Source organism: Mesonia phycicola (genome assembly GCF_900141885.1).
In the GTDB taxonomy this organism is placed as follows: domain Bacteria; phylum Bacteroidota; class Bacteroidia; order Flavobacteriales; family Flavobacteriaceae; genus Mesonia; species Mesonia phycicola.
Map to the genome: position 1 here is coordinate 280,388 of NZ_FQYY01000003.1, position 13,504 is coordinate 293,891.

At 30.5% G+C, this 13,504-nt stretch carries 14 protein-coding genes; all 14 read right to left on the reverse strand.

Annotated features, from left to right (window positions below; all coding sequences use genetic code 11):
* Nucleotides 1-3: 3 nt before the first annotated feature.
* Entirely contained in the window at nt 4-1,383 is a 1,380-nt protein-coding gene (locus BUC03_RS05880; RefSeq protein ID WP_073149229.1) for an O-antigen ligase family protein, read from the reverse strand.
* 2 nt (nt 1,384-1,385) lie between these two features.
* Entirely contained in the window at nt 1,386-2,279 is an 894-nt protein-coding gene (locus BUC03_RS05885) for a glycosyltransferase family 2 protein (protein ID WP_073149231.1), read from the reverse strand.
* Complete coding sequence (gene glf, locus BUC03_RS05890; protein WP_073149233.1) at nt 2,272-3,375, reverse strand: UDP-galactopyranose mutase; 1,104 nt, start codon at nt 3,373-3,375, stop codon at nt 2,272-2,274. Before glf ends, BUC03_RS05885 begins: the two co-directional genes overlap by 8 nt.
* Nucleotides 3,376-3,381: 6 nt before the next feature.
* Nucleotides 3,382-4,275 (reverse strand): sulfotransferase family protein, encoded by an 894-nt coding sequence (locus BUC03_RS05895; protein ID WP_073149235.1) that lies wholly within the window; start codon nt 4,273-4,275, stop codon nt 3,382-3,384.
* Between the two features lie 63 nt (nt 4,276-4,338).
* The gene (locus BUC03_RS05900; RefSeq protein ID WP_073149237.1) at nt 4,339-5,640 is read right to left on the reverse strand and encodes an oligosaccharide flippase family protein; all 1,302 of its coding nucleotides are present in this window, start codon (nt 5,638-5,640) and stop codon (nt 4,339-4,341) included.
* Between the two features lie 3 nt (nt 5,641-5,643).
* Nucleotides 5,644-6,405: a 3'(2'),5'-bisphosphate nucleotidase CysQ gene (cysQ, locus tag BUC03_RS05905; RefSeq protein WP_073149239.1), complete on the reverse strand. Its 762-nt coding sequence runs from the start codon at nt 6,403-6,405 to the stop codon at nt 5,644-5,646.
* Nucleotides 6,406-6,418: 13 nt separating this feature from the next.
* Nucleotides 6,419-7,675, reverse strand: coding sequence for a sulfate adenylyltransferase subunit 1 (locus BUC03_RS05910; protein WP_073149241.1), 1,257 nt, complete (start codon nt 7,673-7,675; stop codon nt 6,419-6,421).
* Between the two features lie 60 nt (nt 7,676-7,735).
* Complete coding sequence (gene cysD, locus BUC03_RS05915) at nt 7,736-8,641, reverse strand: sulfate adenylyltransferase subunit CysD (protein ID WP_073149243.1); 906 nt, start codon at nt 8,639-8,641, stop codon at nt 7,736-7,738.
* Nucleotides 8,634-9,239, reverse strand: coding sequence for an adenylyl-sulfate kinase (gene cysC / locus BUC03_RS05920; protein ID WP_073149429.1), 606 nt, complete (start codon nt 9,237-9,239; stop codon nt 8,634-8,636). Before cysC ends, cysD begins: the two co-directional genes overlap by 8 nt.
* 11 nt (nt 9,240-9,250) lie before the next feature.
* Nucleotides 9,251-9,703: a DUF2061 domain-containing protein gene (locus BUC03_RS05925; protein ID WP_073149245.1), complete on the reverse strand. Its 453-nt coding sequence runs from the start codon at nt 9,701-9,703 to the stop codon at nt 9,251-9,253.
* 16 nt (nt 9,704-9,719) lie between these two features.
* Complete coding sequence (gene wecC, locus BUC03_RS05930; protein ID WP_073149247.1) at nt 9,720-10,928, reverse strand: UDP-N-acetyl-D-mannosamine dehydrogenase; 1,209 nt, start codon at nt 10,926-10,928, stop codon at nt 9,720-9,722.
* Nucleotides 10,929-10,977: 49 nt separating this feature from the next.
* Nucleotides 10,978-12,105 carry a non-hydrolyzing UDP-N-acetylglucosamine 2-epimerase gene (gene wecB, locus BUC03_RS05935; RefSeq protein ID WP_073149249.1) on the reverse strand — a complete coding sequence of 376 codons (1,128 nt, stop codon included), beginning with the start codon at nt 12,103-12,105 and terminating at the stop codon, nt 10,978-10,980.
* Entirely contained in the window at nt 12,106-12,957 is an 852-nt protein-coding gene (gene rfbD, locus BUC03_RS05940; protein WP_073149251.1) for a dTDP-4-dehydrorhamnose reductase, read from the reverse strand. It lies immediately after the preceding gene.
* On the reverse strand, nt 12,954-13,502 hold the full coding sequence (gene rfbC / locus BUC03_RS05945; protein WP_073149253.1) for a dTDP-4-dehydrorhamnose 3,5-epimerase: 549 nt from the start codon (nt 13,500-13,502) through the stop codon (nt 12,954-12,956). The genes rfbD and rfbC overlap by 4 nt, the downstream gene beginning before the upstream one ends.
* Nucleotides 13,503-13,504 lie beyond the last annotated feature (2 nt).

Below are 13,504 nucleotides of genomic sequence, written 5' to 3' on the forward strand. Positions count from 1 at the left end.
ATATTAATAATATTCATTTTTAATTCTATTTTGTATGTATAAATAGAATGATAAAAACACCCAAAAACCTAATACTCTAAAAGTATCAAACTGCATCCAGGTTAATGAGTAACCTATTAAAGAAAGAATTATTATTAAATTATCCTTTTTAAATTGTAAGTTACCATTATAGTATTGTAGCATGCTTTTGTAAAACAAAAACGTGATAAATAATATAAAAACAAAAAAACCGATAAAACCTGATTCTACTAAAACTCTTAAATAGATATTAAACATAGGAGGAAACCTTTCTCCAGATCTATATCTCTCTATCTCTCTATTATCATTATAAGACCAAAACGGATAATCATCTAAAATATAAAACCCTGCTTGGCCATAACCAACCCCTAAAGTTGGCTGATTTTTTATAGTTTCTAAAGAAGCTACATAAGTACCTAGTCTTGTTTTATTAGAAGTATTTTGTTTATAATTCTCTACAAAACTGAAACTTTGTATTTTATCTTGTATAACCTCACTATCTTTTAATTTAAATAAACCTACCGGTATTATTAATATAACTATTACAGATACTTGTAATAGCCTTTTAAATTTTGTTATTGAGATTTTATTGGTATTTACAAGAATAAAATATGCTATTAATTGCAGAAAGATGATAAAAATACCAGATCTAGACCCCGAATAAAAAGATAAAAAAAGTATAAAAACCAACGGTAAAAAATATAGCCATATTTTATTTCGTTTAGGTTTATATACCAATAACCAAGGTAATATGGTAATTAAAAACATACCTAAAGAAGGCGGCTCTCTAGTGATAGAAGAAATTCTTTTGTCCCAAGGGGTTAGGTTTAATTTAATAAGGGGTATTTCATCTACAATATTTAAAATATCTTTTGTTCCAGGTACTCTATAAAATATGTACAAAACTTCTAAAAAACCTACTGCAAAAACTACATACAGAGTTACCACAAATACTTTTCTTATAGAAAATATTAATTTATGTTGGTGTTCTAAAAATAGATTGTAGAAAAAAATTAATACCGGAAAGACAAAAAACAGTAAAACTAAAAACTGGGTTGCTAATTTATAAAAACCTGTTTTTGGGCCTACTTTACTATGATATATATAAGGTAAATTAATTAAAGAGCTAATTATTAATACAATAATAAACAGTATTAATAATTGAAACTCTGTAGATTTAAAGGGAATAGATATTGGTTTTAAAAAAAACTTTAAAGTATATAATCCTAAAAATATTAAAAGAAAAAGAATGTAAGCTTCAGATGAAAACTCACCCAAAGCTATTATACCTTCTCCATCAAACGGAATAAAAAATAAACATAATAGGAAGAAGTATTTTAATATTTTAGAGATTTTAATATCCAAACTTATACCATTTGTTTTTTAGGTTTAAAAAATAAACCTTTAAATGAAGAACTAAGTACTAAATACAAAGCTCTGAATTTATTGTTTTTTCTCTTTAAAGACCTATAAATGTTTAATAGAAAATATAGCACGATATATTTATAATCTTTAAAACTTTTATACATAAAAGTTCTGTTTCTTATACCATATTCAATCTTCCAAAATTCAGTTTTTTTACAATATTGAATATTTGCACTATAGTTTTCTGCAGTTTTATGAATTACTAAAGATTTTTCACAAAACAAACCTTTATAGCCGTGTTTAATTATTCTTTTACTGTACTCTAAGTCATCTCCCCAAATAAAGAAGTCTTTATAAGGCAAGCCTACATTTTTTATAGTTTCTCTGTGAATAAGCATAGAGACAAAAGAGCAAGAATTAACGTTAATAAAGCCCTTGTCTTCAAAAAAAGCTACTCCATTATCGTTTTTACTAGAAACCTCAGGAATATTCATTACGTGAGGTTTATTGTCTGTCCATACTACTTTACTACAACTATAACCTACGTTATCTACTTTCTCAAAAGCTTCTTTTAAATAATCTAGACTAGATGGAGTGACTATAGAGTCATCATCCATCAGCCACATATAATCGTAACCTTGCTCAAAAGCATATTTTAGTCCTGTATAAAAACCACCTGCACCTCCTAGGTTTTCAGACATTAAATATTGTTCTACTTTTGAGTTAGATACGGATATGTTATTAAGGTAATTTTCTGTATCGTCTGTACTTGCATTATTGATAACAATAATTTTATCTAAATTGTCATCTACTTTTAATAAAGCTTCTACTACTTCTTTTAAAAGTACTAACCTATTGTAGGTTACAACAATTGCACAAGTTTTTGTTTTAATCATTAAATTCCTTTTTTACTCTAGATAAAGCACTCGCTATAACTTGATGCATATCATAATATTTATACTCTGCTAACCTACCACCAAAAATAACTTTTTCTTCGTTGTTAGATTCTGCCTTATAACTATTGTAAACTTCTTTGTTTTTATCATTATTAATAGGGTAATAAGGCTCTTTCCCTAAGCTCCACTCTTGAGGATACTCTTTGGTAATCACGGTGTGTGATTGCTTACCAAACTCAAAATGCTTGTGTTCTATTATTCTTGTGTAAGGTATTTCTCTCTCTGTGTAATTTACAACTGCGTTACCTTGATAGTTTTCTTGTTCTAACCTAGAATGCTCAAACTTTAAACTTCTATATTCTAATTTACCGTATTTATAATCGTAGAATTCATCTATTTTCCCTGTAAAAACTACTTTTTCAGCTAATGAATTCCATTTTTCTTGATCTTTAAAATAATCTATGTCAGTTTTAATTTCAATGCCTTCAAGTAATTTATCAATTAGTGTATTATAACCACCTATTGGTATACCTTGGTATTTATCATTAAAGTAATTATTATCAAAAGTGAATCTTACAGGTAATCTATTGATAATAAATGCAGGAAGCTCTGTTGCTTTTCTACCCCACTGTTTTTCTGTATACCCTTTAATTAATTTATTATAAATATCTTCCCCTACTAAAGAAATAGCCTGCTCTTCTAAATTTTTAGGTTTATTAATATTTAATTTTTTTACCTGCTCTTGTATTTTTTGCTTTGCCTCTTCAGGAGTTTTTACACCCCATAATTGGTAAAACGTATTCATATTAAAAGGTAGGTTATACAACTCTCCCTTGTAGTTTGCAATAGGTGAATTTGTGTATCTATTAAACTCTACAAAAGAGTTTACATAGTCCCATATTTTTTTGTCATTGGTATGAAAAATATGAGCTCCATATTTGTGTACATTAATCCCATCTACGTTTTCACAGTATACATTCCCCCCTACGTGGTTTCGTTTTTCTATCACCAAACACGTTTTTCCTCTTTTTTTGGCTTCGTGGGCAAATACAGAACCAAATAAGCCTGATCCCACAATTAAATAATCGTACTTCAAATAATTTTAATTTAACCAGTTAGACAAGTCTCTATTTAAGAGTTTTTCTATTTTTTGTATTTCATCCTTGTAGTACAAAGAAAGAGTTTTTCTATCATTATCTGATAGTTTCACTTTCTTTAAATTTTTGGATTTAAGTTTATCTTTTATTGCAGAAGGAATTAGTTTACCCAATTTTCTTTTTGAAGGCGACCTAGAGGCTAAAATTTTTTGTAAAAATTTATTCTTAATTGCTCCAGAACTATTAAAGTTTTGCTCTAAATTAAATTCAAAATCTTTATCTATTTCTAAAAAATTACATATTTGTTCTAATTCTTGCTCTGGCTCTTTCTTTAAATCATCATTTAAAATAACTTTTACATTTTTAAATGCTTTTTGGTAATTAATGATATCTTGAGAATATAAGCCCGCCTTTTTGTAGTGCCAAATAAATTCATAATTATTAGCTATTCTTTCTTGCTCTAAGGCTAAAGCAGCTTGAAAATTTTCTTCTTCTTCTCTTAAATCCCTTTTTAAATGCATATAAGCTGAGTAAGCTCTTTGTATGGGGTTACGTAGAAGAATTATAATTTTAATATCGTCTCCCAATTTTTCTTTAATAAGAGGAATTACTTGAGAAGAATAGTATAAATTATCTGCAGAAGACTCTCCAATAATTTTTTCATCTTTACTATCACTAAAAAGCACTTTATAATCTGAAAAGTTTTTATATAATTCACTTTCTACCAAATCGTCTCCCAACCCTTTAAAAGGAAACTCTACTACTTGTGATGAAAAATATTTTGGCTCTTTTACCTTAGACATAAAAACTTGAGGATGCTGCATAAGGTAATTATGCAGCGAAGTTGTACCGCATTTTGCTGCCCCTACAATTAAAAAGTTTGGAAGTTTATTAGGCATAATGATGATTCTTATTAAAGAAGGTGGGTTTAATATATATTGATATTAAATCAATAAAAAAACTTATTTATATTGATAATAGGTAACTAAATTAAGCTTTCTTTTTAAATAGACAGAGCCAATTATATTCCACATTGCCATGCTTATAACTGTGGCAATTGCGACCCCTACTGCTTTAAAGTAAGGGGTTAATATTAGGTTTAGTAGTATATTTAAGATTAGGGATAAAAAAACAATATTTCTGAAAAATTTTTGGTTTCCTGTCATTTGTAAAATAATGCCTACAGAACCAGAAAAAGAATTAATAAATTGACCTACACATAGTATTATTAATAATACAGAGCCTTCTTTAAATTCTTCTCCAAATAAACCTAAGGCAAATTCACTAAACATAATTATGCCTGTCACGATAATAAGGGTGATAAAGAAATTAAGTTTAGTAGAAAATTTAACCAAACTTTTAAAAAGATCTAAATCTTGCTCATCGTAAGCTTTTGCTATTTTTGGTGCTAAAATTGAATTAATAGCTTGTAAAGAAAAGCTAGTTAAAGTTGCTATTTTAAGTGCTATAGTATAAATACCTACTACCGCTTCATCTTCAAAAATACCAAGTATAAAAGTATCTATCCAGCCTAATAAAATAATTATTGTAGAAGAAAGCATCATAGGGAAAGATGCTCTTAAAAAACTCCACGAGTTATTCGTGGTTTTAAAATTGATTTTTTTTATGCTTGTTACTACAGAAATTAAGCTAAAAATAGCTAAGACTAATAAAGCATAAAAATGTGCTTGAATGGTTATTATATCGTTACTAGAATAGAGGGATAATATCTCGAAAAAGATAAGTGTAAGAAGAAAACGCCCGCTTGCATTTAAAAAACTAAATATATTGTTTTGTTTTCTTGCTCTAAAATAGCTAGCACATATTAGTATAATTACCCACAAAGGGATGGCTAAACACGTCCAGAAAATATACGGAACAAGATTAGGCTTCTCTAGTAAGTTTATGCACAGTTCTTCTCTAAATGTATAAACTAGAAAAGATATAAACACAGAAAAAATAGAAGCTTTTAATAGAGATATGTAAAATATACCTGTGTCATTTTTAACATTATCACTATTAGAATAGTATTTTACTATATTTAAATCTAGGCCCAGCTTCCCAAAGATGGAACAAATCATAAAAATAGAAAAACTTAGCCCTATTAATCCATTTACGGTTGCTCCAAATTTTTGAGCAATAAAAAAAGTATAAAAATAACCTGCTACTAAACCTGTAAAACTGAATGTAAAAAAGGAGAAACCTTTTTTAATAATTTCTCCTTTATCTTTATCTAGTAAGCTTTTTTTAAACTTATTTAACATCAATTATCTCTTTACTAAGAAATGTGGATTTAATAAATTCTCTTTATTGTAACGCAATGGTTTATCGTCTTCCATATTAATTACTTCTATTTCTAAGCCTCTTAAAACAGCGTGTGCAGCAGCAGTATCCCACTCCATAGTTGGCGCAAAACGAGGGTAAATATCTGCTTCACTATCTGCTATTAGCATAAATTTAAGTGAGCTTCCCATAGAAACGGTTTCTGCATTATTAAACTGAGCAATATAATTAGCTGTATCTTCATTTAAATGAGATCTAGAAGCAACTATCTTTACTTTACCTGTTTCATTCTTAATTAGCTCTAATTTGTGCTGAGGATCCATGTTTTCTCCCATAAAGGCACCTATACCTTCTCCTCCAAAATAAAGTTTATCTAATACTGGTGCATAAACAACCCCTAAAACAGGTTTATTATTGTGTATTAAAGCTATGTTTACCGTAAATTCTCCGTTTTGTTTGATAAACTCTTTGGTACCATCTAACGGATCTACCATCCAGAAGTATTCCCAATTTTTTCTTTCTTCAAAAGCTATATTTGCTCCTTCTTCAGATAAAATAGGAAATTCTGTTTCTTCTGTAAGTTTTTTTTCAATTACATCATGTGCTAATTTATCTGCTTTGGTAAGAGGACTGTCGTCTCCTTTTTTTTCTACATCAAAATCGTCTGAATTATAAACTTCTAAGATTTTGATTCCTGCATCTCTAGCAGCATCTATAATGGTAGGTAAATATTTTTTTAATTCCATAAGTTTTTACTTCTTAAATAATCATTCCGGCTGCAACCGTTTCATTAGTACTTTCGTCAATTAAAATAATACTTCCTGTAATTCTATTTTCACGGTAATCATCTGTCATTAATGGTTTGGTAGTTCTTAATTTAACTCTACCAATATCATTCATTTTTAACGATTTGTCTTCTTTATTTCTATCGTAAGTATTAATATCTATTTTATATACTACTTCTTTTATAATGGCTTTTTGCTCATTAGAAGTATGCATAATAGTATATTTTGCTCTTGGTTTTGCTTCGTCTGTATTTAACCAACATAGCATTGCTTCTACATCTTGTTTAGCTTCTGGCTGATTGTTTGTTTTTACAATCATATCACCTCTACTAACATCAATATCATCTTGTAGGGTAATAGCTACAGACATTGGTGCAAATGCTTCTTCTAGATCTCCATCTAAGGTATGAATTCCTTTTACTTTTGAAGTAAAGCCTGATGGTAAAATTGTAACCTCATCATTAGGTCTAAATATACCACTTGCTACTCTTCCTGCATATCCTCTAAAATCTATAAAACCTTCTCTTTGCGGTCTTAATACGGTTTGTACAGGGAAGCGTGCATCTATTTTATTAAGATCACTACTAATGTGTAATGTCTCTAATTCATGTAATAATGGAGAACCTTTGTACCAGTCCATATTTTCTGAACGGTTTACTACATTATCACCTAGCAATGCACTAATAGGTATATATCTAACGTCTTTTATTAATAATTTAGAAGAAAACTCTTCAAACTGACTAACGATATTGTTGTAGTTTTCTTCTGAAAAATCTACCAAATCCATTTTGTTAATACAAACAATAATGTGTGGTATTTGTAGTAAAGATGCTATAAAAGTGTGTCGTTTTGTTTGCTCTATAACACCGTGACGTGCATCTATTAAAATAATTGCTGCGTTTGCTGTTGAAGCTCCCGTAACCATATTTCTGGTGTATTGAATATGCCCTGGAGTATCTGCGATAATAAATTTACGCTTTGGGGTAGTAAAGTAACGGTAAGCAACATCTATAGTAATACCTTGCTCACGTTCATCTTTTAAACCATCTGTAAACATGGCTAAGTCTACACCTTCGTGTCCTTTTTTCTTGCTTGAAGTTTCTACAGCTTCAATTTGATCTTCAAAGATTGATTTAGAATCATATAAAAGTCTTCCTATTAGAGTACTTTTTCCGTCATCTACACTACCTGCTGTTGTAAATCTTAGTAGTTGGTTGTTATCTATTTGCATCTTTATAAATCGTTAGTTTTTTTAGTAGTTGAAAATTTTAAACTTTAGAGGAGGTAAATTCTAGAAATAACCTTCTCTTTTTCTGTCTTCCATTGCGGTTTCAGATCTTTTATCATCTGAACGGTTACCTCTTTCTGTTTGACGCATAGATGATACTTCTACAGCTACTTTTGCAACTGTATCTGCATCACTTTCTATACCACCTGTAATGGTGATATCTCCTAAAGTTCTAAATCTAATTTTCTTAGTTACTACTTCTTCGTTTTCTTCTAATTTTAAAAACTCTGAGTTTGGTATCCAAGAACCACTTCTTCTTACTACTTCTCTCTCGTGAGCTAAGTAAAGTGAAGGTATTTGAATGTTTTCTCTTTGAATGTAATTCCAAACATCCATTTCTGTCCAGTTACTTATTGGGAATGCTCTAAAATGTTCTCCTTCAAAATATTTACCGTTTAGTAAGTTCCAAAGTTCTGGTCTTTGGTTTTTAGGGTCCCATTGTCCAAAATCATCTCTATGAGAGAAAAAACGCTCTTTAGCTCTTGCTTTTTCTTCGTCACGACGACCACCACCAATAGCACAGTCTATTTTATTACTTTCTATAGCATCTAACAAAGTGGTAATTTGTAATGCGTTTCTGGTTGCATTTTTACCTTTTTCTTCTGCTACTCTACCTTGATCTATAGACTCTTGTACTGAACCAACAATAAGTCTAGCGCCTAGTTCTTCTACTAAATCATCTCTAAATTTTATTGTTTCAGGGAAATTGTGCCCTGTATCTACGTGCATTAAAGCAAATGGTATTTTACTTGGATAAAATGCTTTTTTAGCTAAGTGAGTTACTAAAATGGAGTCTTTACCTCCTGAAAATAAAATTACAGGATTTTGAAATTGAGCATAAACCTCACGCAGTATAAAAATTGCCTCAGATTCTAATTCGTCTAAATAATTTAAATAATATTTACTCATGACTTGGTAGTTGTAATTTTGTTTTTATTTTATCCATTATAATTTGGATGCACTCTGCTATACTTTCTTTTTCTGAATTTACTAACACATCTGGATTAGTGGGAGCCTCGTAAGGGGCGCTAATGCCTGTAAAATTTTTTATTTCACCATTTCTGGCTTTTTGGTAAAGTCCCTTTACATCTCGCTCTTCACAAGCGCTAACGCTAGCTTCTACATAAACTTCTATAAAGTTGTCTTTTCCTACAATTTCTTTAATTTTATTTCTGTCTTTTTCAAGAGGAGAAATAAAGGCGGCTAAGGTAACAACTCCTGCATCGATAAACAACTTTGCAGTTTCTGCTATTCTTCTAAGGTTTTCTTTTCTTCCTTCTGGTGTAAAGTCTAAATCGGTATTTAAACCTCTTCTAATATTATCTCCGTCTAGCACATAAGTTTTAAGGTTCTCTTTATGCAAGTGTACCTCTAATTGATTGGCTAAGGTAGATTTTCCTGAACCAGATAAACCTGTAAACCAAATTAATAAACTGTTATGATTATTTTGTACTCTTCTATCATGAACAGTTACATTATAATCTTGTTGAATAACATTTTTATTCATTTTATAACTAATTATCTTTTTTCTACGTCTTCTTGATAAGAAATTCCAAAATTGGTTTTGTACCATAATCTCTCATGCAGGTAATATAAAACCATTTTTGTAATAACTTCTGTTACACCTATTTTTAATCCCGTATAAGGATCTCCAGAAATTGCCCAACCTAAAAGGGTTGTATCTAATGTACCTATTAAACGCCAAGTTATGGTTTTAGCAATGTGACGTTTTCTACTGTTTAATAACTCTTTGGTTTTATTTAAATCTGCTTTTGCCCATATTCTCTCATGAAAATAATATAAAATTGGTTTTGTTAGCAGCTCACAAGTACCCAACATCATTCCTGTTTCTGAACTATCTATTACAGAACCTAAAAAAATAGTGTCTAGTGTACCTAATGTACGCCAAGTTATGGCCTTTGCTATGTGCCTTTTTTGGGCAATCTTTACTTTTTTATTCTTCTTCTCCATCAATCTATTAAAAGAATTATTTTTTAATTCCGCAGAAATCTAATATTACTTTTTCTTCTGAAATATCTAATTCTTTAAATTCATTATGAGCTACAAGAAACACAATAATATCTGCTTTTTCTACTGCTTCTTTATAACCTGTTATTTTAAAAACCTGATGGCTTTTTATATTTGGTTCTACAATGTAATAATCTTCATCTTGTGCATTTTGCAATACTCTTTGTGCTATATATTTTGCTGGAGACTCTCTTAAATCATCTATATTTGGTTTAAAAGCCAAGCCCATAATAGCGATAGATGGTTTTCTTTTATTCTTAATTTCAAACTCTTGTTTTGCCTTAACTACTTGCTCTGCACACCAAAAAGATTTATAGTTATTAATCTCTCTAGCTTTACCTATTATTTGAGATTCCATAGGGAAATCTGAAACTATAAAATACGGGTCTACTGCAATACAATGCCCGCCAACACCACAACCTGGTTGTAATATATTTACTCTTGGATGTTTATTTGCTAAAGTAATTAGCTCCCAAACATTAATGCCTGCTTTATCACATATGAGTGATAACTCATTAGCAAATGCTATTTGCACATCTCTAGAAGAGTTTTCTGTAAGCTTACACATCTCTGCTGTTCTTGCATTGGTAGCGTGTAACTCCCCTTTTACAAAATCTTTATAAAAAGCAATTGCTTTTTGAGTAGAAGCATCATCTACACCACCAATTACCCTATCGTTATGTACTAACTCATACATTACATTACCAGGTAATACTCGCTCTGGGCAATATGCTATATGTATTTTGTTAACTAGCTCTGGTCTTTCTGCATAAATATAATCACGCATTTTTTCTGTAGTACCTACAGGTGAAGTAGATTCTATAATATATAAATCTCCTTCTTTTAAATGCGGTATAATTTCTTTTGTAGCTGCTTCTACATAAGAGATATCTGGTTCGTGATTACCCTTAAATGGGGTTGGCACTACTACTAAATAAATATCTGCAGCTTTCATTTTTACACCTGCTTTAAAATAACCATCTTTTACTGCTTTAGCAACAATAGTATCAAGCTCTGGCTCTACAATATGGATTTTCCCTTGGTTAATAGTATTTACCACTTCTGGATTAATATCTACCCCAAAAACCGCTACTTTATTACTCGCAATTAATGCGGAAGTAGGTAAGCCTATATACCCTAAACCTATTGTGGTTACTTTTGGTGTCATAAATTTTTATAAATTATAAAAGAACTTGCAAAAATAAGATTTTATACGACTAAGCCTTAGACTTCATAAATGAAATTATTCTTTTACTTGCTTCACCATCTCCATAAGGGTTATGAAGCTTACTAAGTTGCTGATAGTAAGTTGTATTATCTAATAATTTTTGAGTTTCTGTAACAATCTTTTCTTTGTTTGTGCCTACTAAAATTACAGTTCCTGCTTTTACCGCTTCTGGGCGCTCTGTAATCTCTCTCATGACTAATACTGGTTTTCCTAAACTTGGTGCTTCTTCTTGCACCCCACCACTATCTGTAATAATTAAATAAGACTTCTCCATTAGCCATACAAATGCTGGATAATTTAACGGAGCTATTAGTTTTATATTATCTACTTCTGAAAGTAAATCGTAAACCGGTTTTTGTACATTTGGATTTAAATGAACAGGGTAAATTAATTGACAGTCTTTATTATTTTCTGCAATTGTTTTTAAAGCCTGACATATATTAACAAAACCTTCGCCGTGATTTTCTCTACGATGACCAGTAACCAATATAATTTTCTTTGAAGTATCTACTACTTTCTGTACGCTTTCTATTTCTGCATCAGAATAGTTTTGCTGCTGAAGTTTATTTACACTAAACAATAAAGCATCAATCACTGTATTTCCAGTAATTTCTATACTTTCTTCTAAAATTGCTTCGTTAAGCAGGTTTTCTTTAGAACGATCTGTAGGCGGAAAATGATAATCTGCTAGTCTACCTGCAATAGATCTATTTATTTCTTCTGGGAAAGGTGCTCTTTTATTAAATGTTCTTAAACCTGCTTCTACGTGGCATACCTCAGCTCCGCTATAAAATGCTGCTAAAGCTGCAGCCATAGTGGTGGTGGTATCTCCGTGCACGTACACATAATCTGGTTTAAAATCTTCTAGCACTGGTTTCATATTTTCAATAATACCAGCGGTTAATGAATATAGATTTTGATTAGGTTTCATCAAATCTAAATCATAATCAGGCTTAATTTCAAAAAAATCTAATACCTGATCTAGCATTTCTCTATGTTGAGCAGTGATGCAAACTTTAGTTTCAAAGTGTGCTGTATTTTGCTCAAAAGCTTTAACTAAAGGTGCCATTTTAATAGCCTCAGGCCTGGTGCCAAAAACAATAAGATTTTTCTTCATTTAGAGGCTTTTTTGCAAATCTGATAAACTCTTGTCCCACTCCGCAATTTTGAGTCCTAATTTATTCTTAATTTTTTCTTTGGCTAACACACTATTTACTGGTCTCTCTGCAATAGTTTTATACTCGTTAGAGGCTATTAAATCTACTTGATTTAATTTATCTGCATTATTAAATATAGCTTTTGCAAAATCATACCAAGTAGCTTTTCCCTCATTACTGTAGTGATAAATACCGTATGCTGAATTATTGTTTGTTATAATTTGTAATACTGCCAAAGCCAAATCATTTGCATTTGTAGGGGTACCTTTTTGCTCTGTAGTAATTTTTAAGACACAGTCTTTTTCTGTAGATTTTCTCAACATTGTATTGAAAAAATTATGACCAAACTCTGAGTACAACCAAGAGGTTCTTAAAATAAAAAACTCTTTTAATTCTTGCTGAATGTACTGTTCTCCCTTTAATTTGGAAGCGCCGTAAACATTTATTGGGTTTACCTCATCTTCTTCTGTGTAAGTAGAATCTTTTTTCCCGTTAAATACATAATCTGTACTAATATGAATAAGCTTCACCTTATTTTTTGAGCAAGCTTGAGCTAAATGCTTAGCTGCTTCTGCATTTACTGAAAAAGCTTTTTCTTTATCTGATTCTGCCTTCTCTACGTTGGTATAAGCTGCACAGTTAATACACCAGTCGTAATTACCTTGAGCAAATACTTTATTTACATCTTCTGCTTTAGTAATATCTAATTGTACAGACGAAAAATAATGCATTTCTAAACTTGAAAATGCGGTAGATTGCTTTTTAATACATTGCCCTAATTGACCATTAGCACCGGTTATTAAAATTTTCATGCGTTTTTAAATTCTGCTAAGGTTGGTAATTCTTTATCTTTTGCTGAAATAGTTAATTGTTCTTCTGGCAAATGCCAATCTATATTCAGTGTCTTATCATTATAAATTATACCCGCCTCTGAAGCTTTGTTGTAATAATTATCACACTTGTAAGCAAAAATAGCTTCTTCTGAAAGTGTTATAAAACCATGCGCAAACCCTCTTGGCACAAATAATTGATGATTATTTTTCTCATTTAATATAATGCTGTAGGTTTTACCGTAAGTCTCAGAGCCTTCTCTTAGATCTACCACAACATCCATTACCTCACCTTTAACCACACGTACTAGTTTTGCTTGTGCGTGCTCTCCTTTTTGCAAATGAAGCCCTCTAAGCGTTCCTTTTTTAGAAACAGATTGGTTGTCTTGTATAAAGTTTACGTTTAAACCGGTTTCTTTTTTAAATGTTTGTTCATTAAAGCTTTCAAAAAAGCATCCACGGTCATCTTCAAAAACTCGAGGTTTAATAACTAAACAATCTTTTAAAGGTGTTTTCTCTACTTGCATAA